The 24566-nt window shown below is 59.4% G+C and carries 21 protein-coding genes; 14 read left to right on the top strand and 7 right to left on the bottom strand.

Features of this window, described 5'->3' with window-relative positions; genetic code table 11:
* The first annotated feature begins 4 nt into the window (after positions 1–4).
* Positions 5–763 (top strand): phosphonate metabolism protein PhnP, encoded by a 759-nt coding sequence (gene phnP / locus NB069_RS01445; RefSeq protein ID WP_250587147.1) that lies wholly within the window; start codon positions 5–7, stop codon positions 761–763.
* 87 nt (positions 764–850) lie between these two features.
* Here the strand turns inward: phnP and yjdP are convergent, their stop codons facing one another.
* Both yjdP and NB069_RS01435 read right to left on the bottom strand, forming a co-directional pair.
* The gene (gene yjdP, locus NB069_RS01440) at positions 851–1174 is read right to left on the bottom strand and encodes a DDRRRQL repeat protein YjdP (protein WP_250587145.1); all 324 of its coding nucleotides are present in this window, start codon (positions 1172–1174) and stop codon (positions 851–853) included.
* Positions 1175–1243: 69 nt separating this feature from the next.
* Complete coding sequence (locus NB069_RS01435) at positions 1244–3526, bottom strand: ATP-binding protein (protein ID WP_250587143.1); 2283 nt, start codon at positions 3524–3526, stop codon at positions 1244–1246.
* Between the two features lie 237 nt (positions 3527–3763).
* Between NB069_RS01435 and NB069_RS01430 the strand changes: the two genes are divergently transcribed.
* From NB069_RS01430 to NB069_RS01405, 6 genes are all read left to right on the top strand, one after another.
* Entirely contained in the window at positions 3764–5284 is a 1521-nt protein-coding gene (locus tag NB069_RS01430) for a sugar ABC transporter ATP-binding protein (protein ID WP_250587141.1), read from the top strand.
* Positions 5281–6276, top strand: a complete 996-nt coding sequence (locus NB069_RS01425) for an ABC transporter permease subunit (RefSeq protein WP_250587139.1) — start codon at positions 5281–5283, stop codon at positions 6274–6276. Before NB069_RS01430 ends, NB069_RS01425 begins: the two co-directional genes overlap by 4 nt.
* 29 nt (positions 6277–6305) lie before the next feature.
* Entirely contained in the window at positions 6306–7247 is a 942-nt protein-coding gene (locus NB069_RS01420) for an ABC transporter substrate-binding protein (RefSeq protein WP_250587137.1), read from the top strand.
* A gap of 128 nt (positions 7248–7375) precedes the next feature.
* The gene (locus tag NB069_RS01415; RefSeq protein WP_250587135.1) at positions 7376–8062 is read left to right on the top strand and encodes a D-lyxose/D-mannose isomerase; all 687 of its coding nucleotides are present in this window, start codon (positions 7376–7378) and stop codon (positions 8060–8062) included.
* 10 nt (positions 8063–8072) lie between these two features.
* Positions 8073–8933, top strand: coding sequence for a ketose 1,6-bisphosphate aldolase (locus NB069_RS01410; protein ID WP_250587133.1), 861 nt, complete (start codon positions 8073–8075; stop codon positions 8931–8933).
* Positions 8933–9943 carry a carbohydrate kinase family protein gene (locus tag NB069_RS01405; RefSeq protein WP_250587131.1) on the top strand — a complete coding sequence of 337 codons (1011 nt, stop codon included), beginning with the start codon at positions 8933–8935 and terminating at the stop codon, positions 9941–9943. The genes NB069_RS01410 and NB069_RS01405 overlap by 1 nt, the downstream gene beginning before the upstream one ends.
* Here NB069_RS01405 and NB069_RS01400 read toward each other — a convergent pair.
* Complete coding sequence (locus tag NB069_RS01400; protein ID WP_250587129.1) at positions 9940–10671, bottom strand: response regulator; 732 nt, start codon at positions 10669–10671, stop codon at positions 9940–9942. The genes NB069_RS01405 and NB069_RS01400 overlap by 4 nt on opposite strands.
* A 264-nt stretch (positions 10672–10935) precedes the next feature.
* Between NB069_RS01400 and fdhF the strand changes: the two genes are divergently transcribed.
* From fdhF to NB069_RS01385, 3 genes are all read left to right on the top strand, one after another.
* The gene (gene fdhF / locus NB069_RS01395; protein ID WP_250587127.1) at positions 10936–13083 is read left to right on the top strand and encodes a formate dehydrogenase subunit alpha; all 2148 of its coding nucleotides are present in this window, start codon (positions 10936–10938) and stop codon (positions 13081–13083) included.
* Positions 13084–13403: 320 nt separating this feature from the next.
* Positions 13404–13556: a Hok/Gef family protein gene (locus NB069_RS01390; protein WP_250587125.1), complete on the top strand. Its 153-nt coding sequence runs from the start codon at positions 13404–13406 to the stop codon at positions 13554–13556.
* A 117-nt stretch (positions 13557–13673) separates the two neighbouring features.
* Positions 13674–14348, top strand: a complete 675-nt coding sequence (locus NB069_RS01385; RefSeq protein ID WP_250587123.1) for a tetratricopeptide repeat protein — start codon at positions 13674–13676, stop codon at positions 14346–14348.
* Between the two features lie 40 nt (positions 14349–14388).
* Here NB069_RS01385 and gltP read toward each other — a convergent pair whose 3' ends face one another.
* Positions 14389–15702 carry a glutamate/aspartate:proton symporter GltP gene (gltP, locus tag NB069_RS01380; protein ID WP_139563996.1) on the bottom strand — a complete coding sequence of 438 codons (1314 nt, stop codon included), beginning with the start codon at positions 15700–15702 and terminating at the stop codon, positions 14389–14391.
* A 420-nt stretch (positions 15703–16122) separates the two neighbouring features.
* On the opposite strand from gltP, the gene acs reads away from it, so the two are divergent.
* The 3 genes from acs (at position 16123) to actP (ending at position 20131) form a co-directional block, all read left to right on the top strand.
* Positions 16123–18081, top strand: coding sequence for an acetate--CoA ligase (gene acs / locus NB069_RS01375; protein WP_250587121.1), 1959 nt, complete (start codon positions 16123–16125; stop codon positions 18079–18081).
* 89 nt (positions 18082–18170) lie between these two features.
* Positions 18171–18485 carry a DUF485 domain-containing protein gene (locus NB069_RS01370; protein ID WP_250587119.1) on the top strand — a complete coding sequence of 105 codons (315 nt, stop codon included), beginning with the start codon at positions 18171–18173 and terminating at the stop codon, positions 18483–18485.
* A complete protein-coding gene (gene actP, locus NB069_RS01365) occupies positions 18482–20131 on the top strand; it encodes a cation/acetate symporter ActP (RefSeq protein WP_250587117.1) in 1650 nt (549 codons plus the stop codon). Before NB069_RS01370 ends, actP begins: the two co-directional genes overlap by 4 nt.
* Before the next feature lie 128 nt (positions 20132–20259).
* Here the strand turns inward: actP and NB069_RS01360 are convergent, their stop codons facing one another.
* Both NB069_RS01360 and NB069_RS01355 read right to left on the bottom strand, forming a co-directional pair.
* Positions 20260–20949, bottom strand: a complete 690-nt coding sequence (locus NB069_RS01360; protein ID WP_250587115.1) for an LrgB family protein — start codon at positions 20947–20949, stop codon at positions 20260–20262.
* Positions 20942–21352, bottom strand: coding sequence for a CidA/LrgA family protein (locus tag NB069_RS01355; protein WP_250587113.1), 411 nt, complete (start codon positions 21350–21352; stop codon positions 20942–20944). Before NB069_RS01355 ends, NB069_RS01360 begins: the two co-directional genes overlap by 8 nt.
* Before the next feature lie 100 nt (positions 21353–21452).
* Here NB069_RS01355 and NB069_RS01350 point away from each other — a divergent pair, with 100 nt between their 5' ends.
* A complete protein-coding gene (locus tag NB069_RS01350) occupies positions 21453–22361 on the top strand; it encodes a LysR family transcriptional regulator (protein WP_250587111.1) in 909 nt (302 codons plus the stop codon).
* 487 nt (positions 22362–22848) lie between these two features.
* On the opposite strand, the gene NB069_RS01345 is transcribed toward NB069_RS01350, so the two are convergent.
* The gene (locus NB069_RS01345) at positions 22849–24495 is read right to left on the bottom strand and encodes a Na+/H+ antiporter (RefSeq protein WP_250587109.1); all 1647 of its coding nucleotides are present in this window, start codon (positions 24493–24495) and stop codon (positions 22849–22851) included.
* Between the last annotated feature and the right edge of the window lie 71 nt (positions 24496–24566).

Here is a 24566-nt window from a genome sequence, read left to right as displayed (position 1 = left end):
CGCTATGAGTCTGACCATTACGTTAACGGGAACCGGTGGCGCCCAGCTGGTGCCCGCCTTTGGCTGCGACTGTCCGGCCTGTCGCCGGGCGCGTTTGCAGGAGGATTATCGCCGTCGCCCCTGTAGCGCGGTGGTCAAATTCAATGATTCGGTGACGCTGCTCGATGCGGGGATCCCGCACCTGATGGACGACTGGCCGGCGGGCAGTTTTCAGCAGATTTTGCTCACCCACTACCACATGGATCACGTTCAGGGGCTGTTCCCGCTGCGCTGGGGCGTGGGGGCAACCATTCCGGTGTACGGCCCGCCGGATGAGGCTGGCTGCGACGATCTCTTTAAGCATCCCGGCATCCTCGACTTTAGCCATACTCTGGAGCCGTTCGTGGTGTTTGAACTGCAGGGCCTGCGGGTAACGCCGCTGCCGCTCAACCATTCGAAGCTGACCTTTGGCTATCTGCTGGAGAGCGCCCACAGCCGGGTGGCCTGGCTGTCCGATACCGCCGGGCTGCCGGACAAAACGGTGAAGTTTTTACTCAACAACCAGCCGCAGGCCATGGTGATTGACTGCAGCCACGCCCCGCGGGACGAGACCCCGCGCAACCACTGCGATCTCAATACGGTTATTGCGCTCAATCAGGTGATTGGCTGCCCGCAGGTGATCCTGACCCACATCAGCCATGAGTTCGACCTGTGGATGATGGACAACCCGCTGCCGACAGGGTTTGAGGCGGGGTATGACGGGATGGTGCTGGTGCTGGATTAGTGCATCGCATTGCCGGGTGGCGGCTGCGCCTTACCCGGCCTACGAAACCGTAGGCCCGTGCAAGCGAAGCGCCGCCGGGCATTAGCATTATCGCCGATCGTAATCCTCTTCCAGCCTGCGCTCGTCATCTTCTAAACGACGGCGATCCTCATCCAGCTGGCGCTGACGCTCATCCAGCCGACGGCGGCGATCGTCCAGCTGGCGCTGGCGATCTTCATACTGCTGGTTATCGCTGCGGCGACTCTGATCGTAACGATCGTCGTCATCGTTGCTGCGATCGCTATTGGGGTTGTAAGCGTCGTTGATCGCCTGCTGAATATTGCCTATCGCATCGTCAACGATATCGGCGTGGGCCAGATGGCTGGTTAAAGAGAGCAGACCAAATAACAGAGCGGTAGAGTAACGTTTCATAAAGCCAGTCTCGCATGTGGGCTGGCTTTACGGTAATAAACGGCGGGCAGGGCGAGTAGCGGAGGAATCTCAAATTCTCATCGCTTTCTGTACCGCCTGCGCCAGCTGCGCCCGGGTAAAGGGCTTGCGCAGCAGCTCCACGTCCGGCAGCTGCGGGTTGTGGGCCGGACGCAGGTCCTGGCCGCTCATCAACAGCACGGGCAGATGCGGGAACTGCTGGCGAACCTGCTGGATCACCTCCGCGCCGCTCAGGGTGCCGGGAAGCATTAAGTCGCTGATAAAGATCTCGATATCCGCCGAGGCGCCGAGCATCTGTAATGCCTGCTCGCCGGTTTCGGCTTCCAGCGTCAGATAACCCAGCTGGTGCAGCTGCTCGCACAGGGTCTGGCGGACATCGCTTTGATCGTCCAGCACCAGCACCAGCCGGTCGCTTTGTGCTGCGGCGGCGGCCACCGGCGTCTCCGGCAGGGGAAGCGCCTGCTGCGTGGCGCGCGGCAGATGCAGCCGCACGGTGGTGCCCTGCCCGGGGGCACTTTCAATCTCAACCCGCCCGCCGGACTGGCGCACAAAGCCATACACCATCGACAGCCCCAGCCCGCTGCCGCTCCCGGTCTGCTTGGTGGTGAAAAAAGGCTCAAAGACCCGGGATTTAATCGCCTGGGACATGCCGCTGCCGTGGTCAATCACCTCCAGCGCCACCATATCCTGTCTCCGTCCGTCGCTGCGGGTGACGCGCTGGTTCCAGGTGCGAATCTTGATGGCGCCTGCGTGCCCTTCCATCGCATCCCGGGCGTTCATCACCAGGTTGATGATGGCGTTCTCCAGCTGGCTGACGTCAATCCATGCCGGCCAGGCCGGGGTTTGCGCTTCGATCTCCAGGGCGATAGTGGCGGGCAGAGAGTGGCGCATCAGCTCGGCCAGGTTTTCCAGCAGGGGCTTCATCTCCACCGCGTGCGGGTTCAGGGACTGTTTGCGGGAGAAGGCCAGCAGGCGCTGGGTTAACAGCGCCCCGCGCTCGGCCGCCTTCAGCGCACGGCTGATGCGCGGCGCATCCGGTGAATGGGGATCGGCCAGCTCCAGGCTGCCGATGATCACCGCCAGCAGGTTGTTGAAATCATGCGCCAGCCCGCCTGTCAGCTGGCCGACCGCCTTCATCTTCTGGCTGTGCAGCAGCGCCTCTTCCAGCCCCTGACGCTCAATGCGATCCACCTCCATCTGCGAGGTTTTCTCTTTTAACAGCCGGGTGGTGTGCTCCAGCGATGCGGTGTTGCGGGCAAAGACGTTGAACGCCCGCGCCAGCTCGCCCAGCTCATCCCGGCGCTGCAGCGCAGGCACCGAGACATCCTGCTCGCCGTGGGCCAGCCGTGACATCGCCCGGGAGATAGCGGTCAGGTTGGTGCCCAGGTTACGGTAGATATACCAGCAGGCAAAGGCGGTAATGATCAGCGCCAGTATGGCAAAAAGCGTGATAAAGACGCTGATGGAGCGCAGCTCCTGATGGCTCTCGGCGGTGCGCAACTGCGAGGCCTGGGCCACCTGCTCCACATACTGATTGATATCGCTGTTGAGGATCGCCACCAGCGCTTTGATGTGGAACATATACCAGCTGATGGAGAGATCGCTCTCCTCCAGCTGCCCGGAGAGCGGGCCGAGTTTGTTCAGTTCGGCGTTAAAATCGGGCAGCACAAGGTTCACCACCGGCTGCGTGGCGCGGGAGGGCAACATCGCCGTCACCGTCTCCAGCTGTTGAAGGGTCGCCCGCGGCGAGGGCGTTTCGATGGCGGCGACGATGAGGCGGTCCATCTCGCTGAGCAAACGGGCGTCGGGGACGTTGCTGGCGAAGCGGCGGTTGATGTCCTGCAGATGACGAAGATAGCTCTGGCTCTGGTAGAGCGCGCTCAGCAGGGCATTACGCTCCAGATGGCGTCGCTGCCCGCGCTCCAGCATTCCGGTCACGCTGCGCTGTAGCTCGTTGCTGCGCCGGATGATCCGCGCCACCAGCGCCGGCTCCTGCTGCGCCAGTGGCGCCCAGGCAAGCTGCTCCAGGGAATGGCCCAGCGCGGTCTGGGTCTGCTTAAGCCGGTTGGCTTCGTCTTTATATTCCAGCGCCCCCACCACCTGTGACAGCCGGACGGCCGCCGTCGCCACGTTGGCGGTTTCCCGCGCCAGGTTCATGCTGCCGGTCATGTCGTCCAGCGTCTGGCGCTGCACCTCCTCCTGAATATGGCTGGCGTGGCGAAAGCCCAGCACCGCCACGCCGCTGACCATTAACGTCACCGCCACCACCAGCAGATTAAAGATCAGCAGGCGGCCACGGGCGCTGGCGAAGAAAGGGGGACGGCGTGAGGGCATTTATGTTGGCTCCGGTGCTGTGTGTATCCCCTCACCCTAACCCTCTCCCCAAAGGGGAGAGGGAACAATTACACCCTCTCCCCTTTGGGGAGAGGGCCGGGGTGAGGGGTAATAACTATCGTTAACTGTGATCCACATTAACTATTCATAACTATGACAAATATGAACGACTTCTGACATTTTGCATTTACCGGGCTGTGATGAAGTGCGGATATCGAACGTTACAGGAGATCCGCCATGAGCAGGACCCCGGTTTTAGAGATGCGCAACATTGCCAAAACCTTTGGCAGCTTCCACGCGCTGAAGGGTGTGGATCTCACGGTCTTTCCCGGTGAGATCCACGCCTTAATGGGCGAAAACGGTGCCGGAAAAAGTACGCTGATGAAAATTCTCGCCGGGGCTTACATCGCCACCAGCGGCGAGATCCTGATCGACGGCAAGCCGTTTCACATCAAAGGCCCGAAAGACGCTCTGGCGGCGGGCATCACCCTGATTTATCAGGAGATGCAGCTGGCGCCAAACCTCACCGTGGCCGAAAACATCTTCCTCGGCAGCGAGCTGTCGCGCGGCGGGCTGGTGCAGCGCAAAGAGATGGCGGCCCAGGCTCAGGCGGTGATCGATCGCCTCGGTGCCAATTTTAAGGCCACGGACCTGGTGATGAAGCTGACCATTGCCGAGCAGCAGCAGGTGGAAATTGCCCGGGCGCTGCACCGCAACAGCCGTATTCTGGTGATGGATGAACCTACTGCCGCCCTCTCCTCCCGGGAAACCCACCGTCTGTTTGAGCTGATTTTGCGCCTGCGCGATGAGGGGATGGCGATTATCTACATCAGTCACCGCATGGCGGAGGTGTACGAACTGTCGGATCGCGTCAGCGTGCTGCGTGACGGCCAGTACGTCGGCAGCCTGACCCGGGACAAGCTCAACGCCTCTGAGCTGGTGAGGATGATGGTCGGGCGGCCCTTAAGCGATCTGTTCAATAAAGAGCGGGATATCCCTCTCGGCAGCCCGCGTCTTAACGTCCACCACCTCACCGACGGCGGCAAAGTGCAGCCCTGTAGCCTGCTGGTGCGCTCCGGCGAAATCGTCGGCCTCGCCGGGCTGGTGGGTGCCGGGCGTTCGGAGCTGGCCCAGCTGATTTTCGGCGTACGCAAGGCCACCGGCGGCATGATTGAGGTGGATGGCGAACCGGTGGTGATCCACTCCCCGCGCGCCGCCATCGAGCACGGCATCGGCTTTTTAACCGAGAACCGCAAGGAACAGGGGCTGTTTCTCGAGCTGGCGGCGCAGGAGAACATCACCATGGCGACGCTGGAGCGCGACGCCACCTTCGGCTGGCTTAACCGTAAAAAAGCGCAGTCGATCTCTGATGACGCCATCGCCCTGCTCAATATTCGCGTGCCGCACTCCCAGGTACGGGCGGGCGGGCTTTCCGGCGGCAATCAACAAAAGCTGCTCATCTCCCGCTGGGTGGCGATTGGCCCACGTATTCTGATCCTCGATGAACCGACCCGCGGCGTGGACGTCGGCGCCAAAAGCGAGATCTACCGGATCATGAACCAGATGGCGCGCAAAGGGGTGGCGATCCTGATGATCTCCAGCGAACTGCCGGAAGTGGTCGGCATGAGCGATCGCGTATATGTAATGCGCGAAGGGAGCATTGCCGGGGAGCTGCACCGAAGCGATATCTCTCAGGAAAACATAATGACGCTGGCAACCGGCGTGAACGACTCTCATCACCAGGCGGTAAAATCATGACTCAACAAAACACTCCGCAACAGGTGGCCAAAGCGGCCTCCGCTAAAAAAATGCTGATGGGGGATCTGATGCAAACCATCGGCATCCTGCCGATATTGATCCTGATTGTCGCGGTATTTGGCTTTATCGCGCCCAACTTCTTTACCGAAAGCAATCTGCTGAATATCACCCGTCAGGCGTCGATCAACATCGTGCTGGCGGCGGGGATGACCTTCATCATTCTGACCGGCGGCATCGACCTGTCGGTGGGGTCGATTCTGGGCACTACGGCGGTGGCGGCGATGGTGGTGTCGCTGATGCCGGAGCTGTCCATGCTCTCGGTCCCGGCGGCGCTGATGCTCGGCATGGTGCTGGGGCTGTTCAACGGCGCGCTGGTGGCCTTTGCCGGGCTACCGCCCTTTATCGTCACGCTCGGCACCTACACGGCGCTGCGCGGGGCGGCCTACCTGCTGGCCGACGGCACGACGGTGATCAACTCCAGCATCAGCTTTGAGTGGATCGGCAATAACTACCTCGGGCCGGTCCCCTGGCTGGTAGTGATTGCCCTGGCGGTCATTGCCATCTGCTGGTTCATCCTGCGCCGCACCACCCTTGGGGTTCACATTTACGCGGTTGGCGGCAACATGCAGGCGGCGCGATTAACGGGCATTAAGGTCTGGCTGGTGCTGCTGTTTGTCTACGGCATGAGCGGTCTGCTGTCGGGCCTCGGCGGGGTGATGAGCGCCTCGCGTCTCTACAGCGCCAACGGCAATTTAGGCACCGGCTACGAGCTGGACGCCATCGCGGCGGTGATCCTCGGCGGCACCAGCTTTGTCGGCGGCATCGGCACCATCACCGGCACCCTGGTGGGGGCGCTGATCATCGCCACCCTTAACAACGGCATGACGCTGATGGGCGTCTCCTACTTCTGGCAACTGGTGATCAAAGGGGCGGTGATCATCATTGCGGTACTGATCGACAAATACCGTACCCGACACCATCAAAGTGCATAACAACAACATCTTACTTCGAGGAATAGAGCATGAAATTGAAGCCCTTAGTTACCGCGCTCTGTGCTGGCGCGCTGCTTGCAGCAAGCCCGTTTGTCCAGGCCAAAGAGCTGAAATCCATCGGCGTGACGGTGGGCGATCTGGCGAACCCGTTCTTTGTGCAGATCACCAAAGGAGCGGAAATGGAAGCGCGCAAGCTGGCAGGGGATAACGTGAAAGTGACGCTGGTTTCCAGCGGCTACGATCTCGGTCAGCAGGTTTCCCAGATTGATAATTTTATCGCGGCGAAAGTCGATATGATCATTCTCAACGCCGCCGACTCGAAAGGGATCGGCCCGGCGGTGAAGCGCGCGAAAGACGCCGGGATTGTGGTGGTTGCGGTTGACGTGGCGGCAGAAGGCGCCGATGCCACCATCACCTCCAACAACACCCAGGCCGGTGAAATGGCCTGTAAGCTGATTACCGACCGCCTGAAAGGCAAAGGCAACGTGGTGATCATCAACGGACCGCCGGTCTCTGCGGTACAGAACCGCGTGGAAGGGTGCCAGACCGAATTTAAAAAACACCCGGATATCAAGGTGCTCTCGGATAACCAGAACGCCAAAGGCAGCCGTGAAGGCGGGCTGGAGGTCATGACCTCCCTGCTGGCGGCCAATCCGAAGATCGACGGCGTGTTTGCGATCAACGATCCCACGGCGATCGGTGCCGATCTGGCCGCCAAACAGGCGCAACGTAACGAGTTCTTCATCGTTGGCGTGGATGGCTCACCGGATGCCGAAGAGGCCCTGAAGCGTGAAAACTCCCTGTTTATCGCCACCCCGGCGCAGGATCCGCAGGTGATGGCGGCGAAAGCGGTAGAGATCGGCTATGACATTCTGCAGGGCAAACCTGCGCCGAAAGAGCCGGTTCTGATCCCGGTGACGATGATCGATAAGAACAACGTCGGTAATTATAAGGGCTGGACGGTTAAGTAAGCATTGTGCGTCTTGTTCCCCTCACCCCGGCCCTCTCCCCACAGGGGAGAGGGTGTTCAGGTTCCCTCTCCCCTGTGGGGAGAGGGTTAGGGTGAGGGGTATATTTGCACATCACTCAAGGAGTCCACATGAAACGCTCCGAAATCAACGAAATCCTCGGCCACACGCGGCAGTTTTTCTCGATGCACGATGTGCATCTCCCCCCTTTTGCCAGCTTTCCCCCTGCCCGCTGGCAGCAGCTTGAAGCCGACGCCTGGCGTGAAGTGTTTGAGCTGCGTCTCGGCTGGGACGTGACCGCGTTCGGCGGAGATAACTTTGCGGCACAGGGGCTGACCCTGTTTACCCTGCGTAACGGCTCTCCCGGCGGCAAGCCGTGGGCCAAATGCTATGCGGAAAAGATCATGCACGTGCGCGACGGACAGGTAACGCCCATGCACTTCCACTGGCGCAAGCGCGAGGACATCATCAACCGCGGCGGCGGCAATCTGATTCTGGAGCTGTGGAACGCCGATGAGAATGAGCAGAAAGAGGATGGCGATATCACCGTCTCCATCGACGGATGCCGGCAAACCCACGTCGCGGGCAGCCATATCCGCCTCACGCCGGGAGAGAGCATCTGCCTGCCGCCCGGTTTGTACCACAGCTTCTGGGGTGAGGCGGGCTTTGGTGATGTGCTGGTCGGGGAGGTCTCTTCCGTGAATGACGACGACACCGACAACCACTTCCTGCAACCCACCGCCCGCTATAACAACATTGATGAAGACGAACCGGCCGTACTGGTGTTGTGTAACGAGTACAGCCTGTTTCGCCCGTAAGGAGTCACTGATGCCGCTTATCTCTCTCGCTGAAGGGCTGGCGCACGCCCGGGAACACCGTTACGCGCTGGGGGCCTTTAACGTCCTCGACTCCCACTTCCTGCGTGCGCTGTTCGCCGCGGCCCGCCAGGAGAATTCGCCTTTTATCATCAACATTGCCGAAGTGCATTTTAAGTATGTGTCTCTCGACTCCCTGGTAGAGGCGGTGACGTTCGAAGCCGCCCGACATGACATCCCGGTGGTGCTGAATCTCGATCACGGCCTGCATTTCGAGGCGGTGGTGCGGGCGCTGCGCTTAGGGTTCAGCTCGGTGATGTTCGATGGCTCAACGCTCAGCTACGATGAAAACATTCGCCAGACGCGGGAGGTGGTGAAAATGTGCCACGCGGTCGGCGTGTCGGTGGAGGCGGAGCTGGGCGCGGTGGGCGGCGATGAGGGCGGTGCCCTGTACGGTCACGCCGACGAAGCCTTTTTTACCGACCCTGCGCTGGCGCGTGAGTTTGTCGACCAGACCGGCATTGACGCCCTGGCCGTGGCAATTGGCAATGCCCACGGCAAGTACAAAGGCGAACCAAAGCTCGATTTTGCGCGTCTTGACGCCATCCGCCAGCAGACCGGCCTGCCGCTGGTGCTGCACGGCGGCTCCGGAATAAGCGACGCCGATTTCCGCCGGGCTATCGAGCTTGGGATCCACAAAATCAACTTCTACACCGGCATGTCCCAGGCGGCGCTGGCGGCGGTGGAGCAGCGCATGGCCAACCGACAGCCGCTGTACGATGAGTTTGCCGAGCTGCTGCTGGGCATCGAAGAGGCCATTACCGACACCGTTGCCGCGCAGATGCGCACCTTCGGCAGCGCGGGGTTTGCGTAATGGCACGCCGGGGGATTATCGCGGCGGGTAATATGCTGGTGGACCACGTCCACCAGATTGTGCAGTGGCCGGAGCGCGGCTGGCTGGCGGAGATCACCCACAGCGAGCGCGCTACCGGCGGCGCACCGCTCAACGTGCTGTTAACCTTAGCGAAAATGCATACCGGGATGCCGCTGCAGGCGGTCGGGCTGGTGGGGGACGATCACGACGGGGATTACATTCTCGCCATGCTCGACCAGTATCACGTCAACCGCCAGCGGGTGCAGCGCACCACCTTCGCCCCGACCTCCATGTCGCAGGTGATGACCGACCCCAGCGGCCAGCGCACCTTTTTCCACTCGCCGGGGGCCAACCGCCTGCTGGATCTGCCCGCCTTCGACCGGCTCGATCTCAGCATGAAGATCTTCCATCTGGGCTATCTGCTGCTGCTCGACAGCCTGGATATGCCGGACGAAGAGTTCGGCACCCGCAGCGCGCGGCTGCTGGCCCAGATGCGCGAGCTGGGGTTTAAGACCTCCCTCGACCTGGTGTCGCGCAAGGGCGATCCGCGCTATCAGCCGCTGGTGCTCCCTGCCCTGCGCCATCTCGACTATCTGGTGATCAACGAGCTGGAGGCGGGCGAATTCAGCGGCCTGCCGATGCGCGACGATAACGATGCCCCGGCCATCGCCCACATCGCCAGCGCCGCAGAGCAGTTACTGCAGGCGGGCGTTAATGCCAGGGTGGTGATCCACTGTCCGGAAGGGGCATGGGGTCAGGAGCCGGGCCAGGAGGGACGCTGGATCCCTTCCTGGCGGCTCACCCAGGCGGAGATTGTTGGCAGCGTTGGGGCGGGGGATGCCTTCTGCGCCGGTTTTTTATTTGGCTGCCACGAATCGCTGTCGCTGACGGAGAGCATTCAGATGGCGCACGCCTGTGCGCGGGCCAGCCTGCTGGCGGCCAACGCCATCGACGGGGCGAAAACCTTGCAGGAATTGCAGCTGTTTATCGCGGAAAACCGCCCGGGCTAAGCCGCCCTGTCGCCATGCTGGACGTCGGCGGCAAAGACATAGCCCAGCCCGCGGATGGTTTTAATCAGCAGCGGCTGATGGGGGTTGATTTCGATTTTGCGCCGCAGGCGCATGATCAACACATCTATGGTGCGGTCAAATACCTCCGCGCTTTCGCTGTGGGTCAGCTCCAGGAGCTGTTCCCGGCTCAGCACCCGACGGGCGTTTTGCGTCAGCGCCAGCAACAAACCGTATTCCCCCTGGGTCAGGGAGACCACGCTGCGCGCGGCGTCAATCAACTCACACCGGGCGGTATCCAGCGTCCAGCCGTTGAAGCTGATCCCGCCCGCACGGGCAACGGCCGCAGGCTCTGCCGCCAGTGCGCCGGTGCGGCGCAGCACGGCCTTGACGCGGGCCACCACTACCCGTGGGTTGAAGGGTTTACCGATATAATCGTCGGCCCCCATTTCGAGGCCCACTACCACATCCGACTCGCTGCCAAGCCCCGTGAGCATGATCACCGGCAGCTCGGGACGCTGCTTTTGCAGCTGCTGCAACACCTGCAGGCCGTTGATATCCGGCAGCATCATGTCCAGCAGCACCAGCGCAATATCCGGCTGCCGGGCGAGATGCAGGGCATCCTGACCGGTGTGGCACACGTGGACGGTAAAGACGTGCTCGTTGAGTACGTCCTGCAACAGTTCGCAGACCGCGGTGTCGTCATCGACCACCAGAATTGCTGGTTTCATCACGGGACCCCATTGAGAAGATAAAGATCAGTCTGGCCCATTCTGTGCAAGGCTCCAGCCCAAACGCCTTTTCCGTCACGGATCTTCAACCGCCGTCACATCCCCGTCACTTCCGCTGCGGCAATTTTTGCTGTTTGCCTGCTTTTTGTCAGGGTTTTGACCAGGATTCGCCCGTAAAGTCTGGGAAAAACCACAACGAGAATGTGGCATAGCGGCTGCATACTAAACCGACATATCAGCATCATTTGACATGGAGCGAGACCGATGAAAAACGTCGTCACGGTTTGCCCCTATTGCGCATCCGGTTGCAAGATTAACCTGGTGGTCGATAACGGCAATATCGTCCGGGCGGAGGCCGCCAACGGCAGAACCAATCAGGGTAAGCTGTGCCTGAAGGGCTACTTTGGCTGGGATTTTATCAACGACACCCAAATCCTCACCCCGCGTCTGAAATCCCCGATGATCCGCAGCGCGCGCGGCGGCAAGCTGGAGCCCGTCTCCTGGGAGGAAGCGCTGGACTATGTCGCCAGCCGCCTCAGCGCCATCAAGGAAAAATATGGCCCGGACGCCATCCAGACCACCGGCTCCTCACGCGGGACCGGGAATGAAACCAACTACCTGATGCAGAAGTTTGCCCGCGCCGTTATCGGCACCAACAACGTCGACTGCTGCGCGCGCGTCTGACACGGCCCCTCGGTTGCAGGTCTGCACCAGTCGGTCGGTAATGGCGCCATGAGCAACGCTATCAACGAGATCGATAACACTGCGTTAGTGTTTATTTTCGGCTATAACCCGGCGGACTCGCACCCGATCGTCGCCAACCATATCCTGCGCGCTAAAGAGAACGGGGCAAAAATTATCGTCTGCGATCCCCGGCGGATTGAAACCGCGCGCATTGCAGATATGCATATCGCGTTGCGAAACGGCTCGAATATCGCCCTGCTCAATGCTATCGGGCAGGTGATTATTGCGGAGGATCTCTACGATCGGGCCTTTGTTGCCACCCGCACGGAAGGCTTTGATACCTATCGTAAAATTGTTGAACGCTATACGCCGGAGTCGGTGGAGGCCATCACCGGCGTAAGCGCGCGGGAGATCCGTCAGGCCGCGCGCCTGTACGCCGGAGCAGAAACGGCTACCCTGCTGTGGGGAATGGGCGTCACCCAGTTCTGGCAGGGGGTGGAAACGGTGCGCGCGCTCACCAGCCTCGCCATGCTGACCGGCAATCTCGGGAAAGCCCATGTCGGGGTCAACCCGGTGCGCGGGCAGAATAACGTCCAGGGGGCCTGCGACATGGGGGCGCTGCCGGATACCTATCCGGGCTACCAGTACGTTAAGTTTCCGGAAAACCGCGAGAAATTTGCCAAAGCCTGGGGCGTGGAGAGCCTGCCTGCGCACACCGGCTACCGGATCAGCGAACTGCCGCACCGCGCGGCCCACGGCGAAGTGCGGGCGGCATACATCATGGGGGAAGATCCGCTCCAGACGGATGCCGAACTTTCGGCGGTGCGTAAAGCCTTTGACGATCTGGAGCTGGTGATTGTCCAGGATATCTTTATGACCAAAACCGCGGCGGCAGCGGACGTGATCCTGCCCGCCACCTCCTGGGGCGAGCATGAAGGGGTCTACACCGCAGCCGATCGCGGCTTCCAGCGCTTCTTCAAAGCCGTGGAGCCGAAGTGGGATCTGAAAACCGACTGGCAGATTATCAGCGAGATCGCCACCCGCATGGGCTATCCGATGCACTACGATAACACCCAACAAATCTGGGACGAGCTGCGCCAGCTCTGTCCGGGCTTCAAGGGGGCGACCTACGAGAAGATGGGCGAGCTGGGCTACATTCAGTGGCCGTGCCGGGACGAGTCGCCGGAAGATCAAGGTACCTCGTTCCTGTTTGAAGAGAAATTCGATACCCCGAACGGCCTGGCGCAGTTCTTCACCTGCGACTGGATGGCGCCGATGGACAAGCTCTCGCCGGAATATCCGCTGGTGCTCTCTACCGTGCGCGAAGTGGGACACTACTCCTGCCGCTCCATGACCGGCAACTGTGCGGCACTTTCGGCGCTGGCCGATGAGCCCGGCTATGTGCAAATCAACACTGAAGATGCCGACCGGCTGGGCATTGAGGATGAGATGCTGGTGTGGGTCAACTCCCGCAAGGGCCGGGTGATCACCCGGGCGCAGGTGAGCGATCGCCCCAACCCCGGCGCGGTATACATGACCTACCAGTGGTGGATTGGTGCCTGCAATGAGCTGGTAACGGAAAACCTGAGCCCAATAACCAAAACGCCGGAATATAAATATTGCGCCGTACGCGTGGAGCCGATAGCGGATCAGGCCGCCGCCGAGCAGTATGTTATCGATGAATATAATGCGCTGAAAAATCAATTACGGGAAGTCGCATCAGGGTAATTTAATTAACGGAACCACGAATAAAAGGGGTGAAATATTCACTCCTTTTTTATTTGTAACTTTCAAATTTAAAAAATAAATATTATTTTGCGAGAACCATTCCAGAGAAATGTAATTTCGCACAAAATGGATTACATCTTTTCTTTTTACTTCATGAGGATAAGATTAGCAGCGGGTGCTTAAGACTTTCTGTCTTAAGCCGTATTGAGGGACAGAAAGTGAAAAACCCCGGTAATGTTTCCATTAACCGGGGGCTATCCCTCAACAACCGACAAGTTGAGGATAGCCCCTTATTCTTTTCTTAGCAAGGAGTAAAGGGCATGACGCCATTAAAAACTGTGTTAGGCATAATTATTATTATTTGCCTGACCATAATAATATTCGCCTTTATTAATCGCGGTAAGTTATGCGAGCTCACAATAAAGAGTGAAAAATATGTGGTGGCGACGAAATTAGCCTGCGCAGCAGGTTAACGTCAGCGGGCGGGGAAACCCGCCCGGCTTGCGGGAGGTTGAGGTCTTAATGCACCCATTTTTTTCTTCCCATCGCGCGCTTATACTGCCCGCTATGTACCCCTACGAAAATAACGCATGAAACACCTTTATCTGTTGTTGATACTTTTTACTTCGCTTGCAGGTGCCGAGGAGATTGGCGGTCAGTATTTGAAGCAGGCCGAGGCGGGCGACAGCCGCGCCCAGTATTATCTTGCCGAAACGTATTACAGCTCGGGTGATGATAAGCAGGCCGAGATGTGGGCCGAGAAAGCGGCCAAAGGCGGCGACGTGGATGCCATGGCGCTGCTTTCACAGATTAAGTTTAAGCATGGCGATCTGGTGGAAGCCAAAGGCCTGGCGCAGCAGGCCACCGTGGCGGACAGTTCGCCGGGGGCGGTAATGCTGGCGCGGCTGCTGGTGAATACCCGGGCCGGGAAAACCGACTATCCCCGGGCGCTGAGCTTGCTGAACAACGTCGCAAAGAATACCGAAGATGACGCCGCCGTCGATGCCCAGCTGCTGCTGGGGCTGATCTACGCCAACGGCGTGGAGGTGGCGCAGGATGACGTGCAGGCCGCGCAGTGGTTTAAGCAGAGCTCCACCCTCTCGCGCACGGGCTATGCCGAATACTGGGCGGGCAAGGTATTTCAGCAGGGCGAGGCCGGGTTTATCACCCCGAACAAACAGAAGGCGCTGTACTGGTTAAATCTGAGCTGTAGCGAAGGGTTTGATACCGGATGCGAGGAGTTTGATGCGTTAAGCGGTGAGTAATATTTTTACCCTCTCCCACAGGGGAGAGGGCATCTCTTATTTACTGGTCAGCCGTCTTATCAAAACGACCCAGCACTTCGCGCTCGTACGCCAGGGCTTTCTTACGGTCGAATTTGTGTTCCCACTTGGCAATCACCAGCACCGCCAGAGCATTGCCCACCACGTTCAGCGCGGTTCGCGCCATATCGAGGATTCGGTCAACACCGGCAATAAACGCCAGACCTTCCAGCGGAATACCCACGCTCCCCAGGGTCGCCAGCAGTACCACAAACGACACGCCCGGCACGCCGGCAATCCCTTTTGAGGTCACCATCAGCGTCAGCACCAGTACGATCTCCTGCCACAGGGAGAGATCGATACCGTACAGCTGGGCAATAAAGATGGCGGCGATACTCTGGTACAGCGTCGAGCCGTCGAGGTTAAAGGAGTATCCGGTCGGCACCACAAAGCTGGTGATCGACGCCGGCGCCCCGTAGGCTTCCATCTTCTCGATAATACGCGGCAGCACGCTTTCAGAGCTGGCGGTGGAGTACGCCAGAATCAGCTCGTCTTTCAGGATGCGGATCAGGATCCAGATGCTCAGCCCGCACATGCGCGCCACCAGCCCCAGCACCACCAGCGCGAAGAAGATAATCGCGAAGTGAACCAGGATCACCAGCTTCGCCAGCGGCCACAGGGAGGCAAAACCGAAGTTCGCCACCGTCACCGAGATCAGCGCAAAGACCCCGACCGGGGCATAGCGCATCACCATGTGGGTCACTTTGAACATGGTTTCAGAGATGGAGCGGAACACGGTCACCAGCGGCTCGCGGTGGGTGGACGGCAGCGACGCCAGCCCCAGACCGAACAGCACCGAGAAGAAGATGATCGGCAGCATTTCGCCCTTCGCCATCGAGGCCACGATATTGGTCGGCACCAGCGACAGGATGGTACCCATCAGGCCATGAGAGTGGCTTTGCACATCGGCTGTTGTGCTCTGGTATTTCGAAATATCCACCGTCGCCAGCTGGGACATATCAATACCCGCACCGGGCTGAAACACATTCGCCAGCGTGATACCAAGAATGATGGCCACCGTAGTGATCACTTCGAAATAAAGGATGGTTTTCGCGCCGATACGGCCCAGCTGCTTCGCGTCACCCACCCCGGCAATCCCCACCACCAGCGTCGAGATGACAATCGGCACCACAATCATCTTGATCAGATGAATAAAGATATCACCGGCAGGCGACAGGAGATTGGCAATCAGCCATTCACGGCTGTCACTGTGATAATGCAGATAACTACCCAGCAAGATACCCAGCACAAGGGCCAGCAAAATTTGCCAGGCCAGGCTGACTTTCAAATTTTTCATGACAAGAAACTTCCTCAATGAAGTGTTCGTACTCGTAAAACGAAGGGAACGACACATACTGAAAGGGTATGAATTGTGTTGCGTTCATTTATGGGGTTTTTTAACGCGCGGTATCAGTACCACTTGCACGGCATGCTGCGCAAGCCTTTAAGAACAAGGCATTTGACTGACAAAAGAGGTTATGACGCTAATTTGTATTGATAACCCGTAATAACCTTTTGTTATAAAAACGCTTTTTTATCCATAAAAGCAAATAATCCTCCAGAGCAATTATTTTTCTTCAAAGTGTCATTTGCTCGTTTTTCGTACTCTTTAACATTTGCGTGATCTGTCGCCCAAATAGTAAACAAAGCTGGCAAAGCCCCTACAATTAACGTTTTTGCGACATATTATTAACATCCTACAAGGAGAATAAAAGCCATGAGCCAAGTCCATAAACACGAGATTCCCGCAAATATTGCGGACCGCTGCCTGATTAACCCGGAGCAGTACCAGGAGAAGTATCAGCACTCCATCACTGACCCTGACGCCTTCTGGGGCGAGCAGGGCAAAATCCTTGACTGGATCACCCCGTATCAGACGGTTAAGAACACCTCTTTTGCTCCCGGTAACGTCTCGATTAAATGGTATGAAGACGGCACGCTGAACCTGGCCGCTAACTGCCTGGATCGCCACCTCGCCGGGCGCGGCGACCAGACGGCGATCATCTGGGAAGGCGACGACGCCACCCAGAGCAAAAATATCACCTACCGCGAGCTGCACCGCGACGTCTGCCGCTTTGCCAACGTCCTGCTGGCTCAGGGCATCAAAAAAGGCGACGTGGTTGCGATTTATATGCCGATGGTGCCGGAAGCGGCCGTGGCGATGCTGGCCTGCGCCCGCATCGGTGCGGTGCACTCCGTCATCTTTGGCGGCTTCTCGCCGGAAGCGGTGGCCGGACGCATTATCGACTCCAGTTCAAAGCTGGTGATCACCGCCGATGAAGGCGTGCGTGCAGGCCGCGCCGTTCCGCTGAAAAAGAACGTCGATGACGCGCTGAAAAACCCAAATGTGAACAGCGTTAACAGCGTCATTGTGCTGAAGCGCACCGGCAACGCCATTGAATGGCATGAAGGCCGCGACCTGTGGTGGAGCGACCTGATTGAGCAGGCCAGCGACCAGCACCAGCCGGAAGCGATGAACGCCGAAGATCCGCTGTTTATCCTTTATACCTCCGGCTCTACCGGCAAGCCAAAGGGCGTGCTGCACACCACCGGCGGCTATCTGGTCTATGCGGCCACCACCTTTAAGTATGTCTTTGATTATCATCAGGGCGATATCTACTGGTGCACCGCCGACGTGGGCTGGGTCACCGGTCACAGCTACCTGCTGTACGGCCCGCTGGCCTGTGGCGCCACCACCCTGATGTTCGAAGGCGTTCCAAACTGGCCGACCCCGGCGCGTATGAGCCAGGTGGTGGACAAACATCAGGTGAATATTCTCTATACCGCCCCGACCGCCATCCGCGCCCTGATGGCGGAAGGCGACAAGGCTATCGAAGGCACCGACCGCTCCTCCCTGCGCATCCTCGGTTCCGTAGGCGAGCCGATTAACCCGGAAGCCTGGGAGTGGTACTGGAAGAAAATTGGCAACGAGAAGTGCCCGGTGGTCGACACCTGGTGGCAGACCGAAACCGGCGGGTTCATGATCACCCCGCTGCCAGGCGCTACCCAGCTGAAAGCCGGTTCCGCGACCCGTCCGTTCTTTGGCGTTCAGCCTGCGCTGGTGGATAACGAAGGTACACCGCTGGAAGGGGCCACCGAGGGCAACCTGGTGATTGTCGACTCCTGGCCTGGCCAGGCGCGCACCCTGTTTGGCGATCACGATCGCTTCGAGCAGACCTACTTCTCCACCTTCAAAAACATGTACTTCAGCGGCGACGGCGCCCGTCGTGATGAAGATGGCTACTACTGGATCACCGGTCGCGTGGACGACGTGCTGAACGTCTCCGGCCACCGTCTGGGTACCGCTGAGATTGAATCGGCGCTGGTGTCGCATCCGAAGATTGCCGAAGCGGCGGTGGTGGGTATTCCGCACAACATCAAAGGCCAGGCGATCTACGCCTACGTCACGCTGAACCACGGCGAAGAGCCGTCGCCGGAGCTGTACACCGAAGTGCGTAACTGGGTACGTAAAGAGATTGGCCCGCTTGCCACCCCGGATGTGCTGCACTGGACGGACTCGCTGCCGAAAACCCGCTCCGGCAAGATCATGCGCCGTATCCTGCGCAAGATTGCGGCGGGCGATACCAGTAACTTAGGCGACACCTCAACGCTCGCCGATCCTGGCGTGGTGGACAAACTGCTCGAAGAGAAGCAGGCCATCGCAATGCCATCGTAATTTGTTTTCTCCCTCTCCCCTCACCCTAACCCTCTCCCCAAAGGGGAGAGGGGACTAAAAAAACCAACCTTACCTTTGGAGATTCTGTGATGAATGAAAATATTTGTCAGCAGATAGAGAACAGTGCGCACTACAGGGAGCTCGTGGAAAAACGGCAACGGTTTGCCTTCATGTTATCTATCATCATGTTAATCATTTACGTGGGCTTTATTCTGCTTATCGCCTTCGCCCCTCACTGGCTCGGCACCCCATTACATGCGGGTACCAGCGTGACCCGTGGTATCCCTATCGGTATCGGCGTGATCGTGGTGTCGTTTGTGCTGACCGCGGTGTATGTCATTCGTGCTAACGGTGAGTTTGACCGCCTGAATAAAGCGGTTCTGCGTGAGGTAAAAGCATCATGAAGAGAGTCCTGACGGCGCTTGCCGCCACCCTCCCCTTTGCGGCAAATGCCGCCGATGCGATTTCCGGATCCGTTGAACGCCAGCCAACCAACTGGCAGGCGATTGTGATGTTCCTGATTTTCGTGGTGCTGACGCTGTACATCACTTACTGGGCGTCGAAGCGCGTGCGCTCCCGCAACGATTACTACACCGCGGGCGGCAACATTACCGGCTTCCAGAACGGGCTGGCGATTGCCGGTGACTTTATGTCGGCGGCCTCTTTCCTCGGCATCTCCGCGCTGGTCTACACCTCCGGCTACGACGGGCTGATCTACTCCCTCGGCTTCCTCGTCGGCTGGCCCATTATTCTGTTCCTGATCGCAGAACGTCTGCGTAACCTCGGGCGCTACACCTTTGCGGACGTGGCCTCCTATCGCCTGAAACAGGGGCCGATTCGTACCCTCTCCGCCTGCGGCTCGCTAGTGGTGGTGGCCCTGTACCTGATCGCCCAGATGGTGGGCGCCGGTAAGCTGATCCAGCTGCTGTTCGGCCTGAACTACCATGTCGCGGTGGTGCTGGTGGGCGTGCTGATGGTGATGTACGTGCTGTTTGGCGGCATGCTCGCCACCACCTGGGTACAGATCATTAAAGCCGTGCTGCTGCTGTTCGGCGCCAGCTTTATGGCCTTTATGGTCATGAAGCACGTCGGTTTCAGCTTTAACAACCTGTTCAGCGAAGCGATGACGGTTCACCCGAAAGGCGAAGCGATCATGAGCCCGGGCGGACTGGTGAAAGATCCGATCTCGGCGCTGTCGTTAGGGCTGGGTCTGATGTTCGGTACCGCGGGCCTGCCGCACATCCTGATGCGTTTCTTCACCGTGTCGGATGCGCGTGAAGCGCGTAAGAGCGTGCTCTACGCCACCGGCTTTATGGGTTACTTCTATATCCTGACCTTTATCATCGGTTTCGGCGCCATCATGCTGGTGGGTGCAAACCCGGCCTTCAAGGATGCGGCGGGCGCGCTGATTGGCGGCAATAACATGGCGGCGGTGCACCTGGCTGACGCGGTGGGCGGCAACCTGTTCCTCGGCTTTATCTCCGCGGTGGCCTTCGCCACCATCCTGGCGGTGGTGGCGGGCCTGACCCTGGCCGGGGCGTCTGCGGTCTCCCATGACCTCTATGCCAACGTCTGGCGCAAAGGCGCAACCGAGCGCGATGAGCTGAAAGTCTCGAAAATCACCGTTCTGGTGCTGGGCGTGGTGGCGATCCTGCTGGGTATCCTGTTCGAGAACCAGAACATCGCCTTCATGGTGGGACTGGCCTTCTCGATTGCGGCAAGTTGTAACTTCCCGATCATTCTGCTCTCCATGTACTGGTCAAAACTGACCACCCGTGGGGCGATGATTGGCGGCTGGCTCGGCCTGCTGACGGCGGTGATCCTGATGGTCCTCGGCCCGACCATCTGGGTGCAGATCCTCGGCCATGAAAGCGCCATCTTCCCGTATGAGTACCCGGCGCTGTTCTCCATCGCCGTGGCCTTTATCGGTATCTGGGTCTTCTCGGCCACCGATAACTCGCCGGAAGGCAATCTGGAGCGCGAGAAGTTCCGCGCCCAGTTTATCCGTTCCCAGACCGGCCTGGGTGTAGAGCAGGGTCGCGCGCACTAAATCCCCTCCCCGGCCGCTGGCCGGGGATCACACTTTTTTCCCCTTCAGGTGACGTTAATCACGTCACCAAAACAGAAAAAGCCGACGCCCGTCACAGGCCGGGTAAGCGCAGCGCCACCCGGCATTTATCAGAACATCAGCCAGCCCACCAGCGGGGCCACCAGCACCATCACCACGCCGGAGAGCATCATGACCAGACTGGCAACAACCCCCTCCTGCTGGCCCAGCTCATAGGATCGCGCGGTGCCAGCGCCATGGGACGCTGCGCCAAATCCGGCGCCTTTCGCCATCCCTTCGCGGATCGAGAGGCGCAGAAAAAGCATGTCCCCTACCGCCATCCCAAACACCCCGGTGACCACCACGAACAGCGCCACCAGATCCGGCTGTCCGCCCAGCGGTTTTGCCGCCGCCAGGGCAAAGGGCGTGGTGACGGAGCGCACCGCCAGGCTGCGCTGGATCTCATCCGACAGGGTAAATAAGCGCGCCAGCCAGACCGAGCTGGTGACGGCCACCACCGTGGCGGTGATCACCCCGGCGGAGAGCGACATCCAGTGGCGTTTAATCACCGCGAGATTGTCGTACACCGGCACCGCAAAGGCGATGGTCGCCGGGCCCAGCAGCCACAGCAGCCAGTGCGCTTCGCCGATATAGTTCTGCCAGGAGATATGGCCCCACACCAGCATCATCACCAGCAAAATCGGGGTGAAGACCAGCGGCATGAGGGGCAGTTTGCGAAAGCGGCGATAGAGGCGTTTGTTGGCGAAGTAGATCACCAGCGTCACCGCCAGACAGAGCATGCTGACCTGAAAGTTAGTCATGTTTCTGCCTGCTGATTTCATAGCGGTACACTTTATCCACCACCCACGCGGTAGCCCCCAGCACCATCAGGGTGCTGAGGGCGATCACCGCAAAGATGCGCCAGCCATCCACCACCAGCAGCTGGACGTAATTGACCACCGCCACCACCGCCGGCACGAAAAACAGCAGCATCTCGGCCAGCAACCAGCGCGAGCCCGCCCGCACCCAGTTGAGGGGGATAACGCGACAGAGGATCAGGCTGAACAGCAGCAGCATCCCGACCAGGTTGGCGGGCAGCGGCAGATGCAGCCAGTTCACAAGGTATTCAGCGAAGACAAACAGACCCGCATAGAGCAGTACCTGAACCGGGACCTGGAGTCGTTGCACGACGGCAGGCGTAACGCGACTTAACGCCACGGCCATGGGGATTTCCTGAAAATGAGACGGAGCGCCAGTATAGTCAGCGCCCGTAATTCACTGAAATGAATTAAAATCATCAAAGGTATAGTTTCGAGGAATAGTCATGGACATACGCACGCTGCGTTACTTTGTCGAAGTGGTCCGCCAGCAGAGTTTTACCCGCGCCGCGGAAAAGCTCTTTGTCACCCAGCCCACCATCAGCAAAATGCTGAAAAACCTCGAAGATGAACTGAACTGTACCCTGCTGATCCGCGATGGCCGCAAGCTGCTCTTAACCGACACCGGTCGCGTGGTGTTTGAGCGCGGGCTGGCCATCCTGGCCGAGTTTCGCCAGCTGGAGGCGGAGCTTGGTGATATCAACCACCTGAATAAAGGCATACTGCGCCTTGGCATACCCCCGATGGTGGGCATGATGATGGCCGGGCCCATCGGGCTGTTTCGCCAGCACTATCCCGGCGTTGAGCTGAAAATTTCTGAATTTGGCGGATTAACCGTCCAGCAGGCGGTCATTAACGGCGAGCTGGATCTGGCGATGACCGCCCTGCCGGTGGAGGAGGACAGCGGTCTGACCGCTCTGCCGCTGTTCAGCCATCCGCTCTGCGTGCTGGTGCCGCGCTCCGGCAGCTGGCTGAAGCTCGATGCCATCAACCCTGAACTTCTGGCCGAGCATCCATTGCTTATCTACAACGAAGATTTTGCCCTCAGCCGCCAGCTGATGCAGCTGTTCAACCAGCATGGCGTGAAGCCACGCATCGCGGTGCGCAGCGGACAGTGGGATTTTCTGGCGGCGATGGTACAGGCGGGAGTCGGGATCGCGATATTACCGCAGCCCATCTGTGAGCGGCTGGATAAAAACACCCTGCGCTGGATCCCGCTGCAGAGCGATCTGCACTGGCAGCTGGGGATGATCTGGCGGGAGGGGGTGTACCTGTCGCACAGCGCCCAGGCGTGGCTGAAATGCTGTGAGGGGTTTTGGGTTCCCCCTCACCCCAACCCTCTCCCGAAGGGCTGAGGGTTCCCCAGTCATTTTCTTACGCCTGATGCAACGAAATAATTACAGAATAATAAGTGACTTACCGCGGCTCCCTGGTCCGGCTGAAAATCGCTGAGGCGTTGACCGCAGACCGGGGCGAGGCGCATGGATGCGCCGAGAGGGCGTGACCTACATGGATCCAGGATCACGCCCGACCCGATAGCCGTAGGGAATAAGCTGAAGGCATCGCGAAGCGACGATTTTCTTTGCCGGGAGCCGGGGTAGCCAGGGGGGAGGCGGCGAGCCCCCCTGGCACGTTCACCGGTTCAGGTGTGACAGAGAGGCAAAGAACGTAAGGTGAACGGAACCACCACCTCTGTCGCATGTTCCCCCTCACCCCAGCCCTCTCCCTCAAGGGAGAGGGAGCCGACTGTGCCACTATTTTTTGTAGGGATCCCTCAGCCCGAAGGGAGAGGGAGAGTGATGCACAGGCCCGGTAAGCGCAGCGCCACCGGGCAATCAGCAGCTACTGCTTTTCTATCAATAAGGCTTCCATCAAATCGAGATCGTGCAGCAGTTTTTGCAGCGTCTCGTTGCTGATCTCCCGGGTAGCGCGCAGGTGGTACAGCTCCGCGCGTTCCGAGCGCAGCGCGGCCAGGCGGAAGCGGCGTTCGAGGTTCTCTTCCTGCAACGTGCTCTCGACGTCATTGCGGCCATCCGCACGGCGACGCAGGTTACCGATCACCCGCGAACTCACCTCTTTCAGCAGCTGGGTATCGATGTTCTCTTCGGTATCGGCCGCCAGACGCTCCTCCATCTTCTGAATGGTGACAATGGCCACCTCGGCGGTCGCCGCCCGGGCAATACGCGCCTCTTTATGCTGCTGGACGTGATCGCCCACCTCCATGTGCTGGAGCAGAATGGGCAGCATGACGACGCCGACAAACAGCGAAAACAGGATCACTCCCGCCGCCAGGAACACCAGCTCGTAGCGCGCCGGGAAGACGTCGCCGGTCGGCAGCAGCAACGGAATGGAGAGCACACCGGCCAGGGTGATCGCCCCGCGCACACCTGCAAAGGTTGAAATCAGCAGCTCACGCGTGGTCCAGGAGCCAAACTCCATCGGTTTCTTTTTCAGGAAACGCACGCTGAATTTTTTCATCGTCCACAGCCAGCCGAAGCGCACCAGCATCAGCGCGGCGTAAATCAGCACGATGTCGGTAAACAGCATCCAGGTTTCGACGTTGGGATCGGCCTCTGCCGCCACCAGCGAGGATTCGAGGATGCCCGGTAATTGCAGGCCCAACAGCAGGAAGACCATGCCGTTGAAGACAAACTCCAGCATCGCCCAGGTGCTGTTGGCGCGCAGGCGCATCGCCAGCGGCGCGGTACGCATCACGCCGGAACGGGTGATGGTCATCCCCGCCGCCACCGCGGCCAGAATGCCCGATACGCCAATATGTTCCGCAATCAGATAAGAGGCGAACGGCAGCAGGAACAGCAGCACGATCTGCGTGGCGGGTTCATCGCCGCCCCAGCGGCTGAGGAAGCGCAGCGAGCGGCCATACAGCCAGCTGACCACAAAACCGGCGAGAATGCCGCCGATGGCGACTTTGAAGAACTCTACGGTAGCGCCGCCGACGGTGAAGATCATCGTGCCCATCGCCACGGCGACGGCAAACTTCAGGGCCACCAGACCGGAGGCGTCGTTCATCAGCGCCTCGCCCTGCAAAATCCCCATGATTTTTTTCGGCATGCGCCCTTCACCGACGATGCCGGACAGCGCCACGGCATCCGTTGGCGACAGTACCGCCGCCAGCGCGAAGGCCGGTATCAGCGGGATGCCCGGCACCACCCAGTAGATGAGAAAACCGATCCCCACCACGGTGACAACCACCAGCGCCAGCGCCAGGCCTAAGATCTCGCGCCCGTGCTCAAGAAACTCGCGCGTGGGCGTTTTCCAGCCGTCGGCAAACAGCAAAGGAGGAATAAACAGCACCAGAAACAGTTCAGGATCAAACTCGACATGCAATCCGAACGTCGGCCATGCCAGCAGAGCACCGATGGCAATCTGCATAAGCGGCAGCGGTAGCTGAAAGGGCAGTACGCGGGTAACTACCCCGGAAAGTGAGACCACAAGGGTCATGATGAGTATTGTGAAGAAAATTTCCATGCGATCCCTGTTTGCGATGATTTAGTTCGTTTGGGCCATTGGCATCGTGCCTTAATGTACCTTTCCCAGAG

The organism is Leclercia adecarboxylata (assembly GCF_023639785.1).
Taxonomy (GTDB): Bacteria; Pseudomonadota; Gammaproteobacteria; order Enterobacterales; family Enterobacteriaceae; genus Enterobacter; species Enterobacter adecarboxylatus_D.
This window is presented reverse-complemented; position numbering and strand designations above follow the sequence as displayed.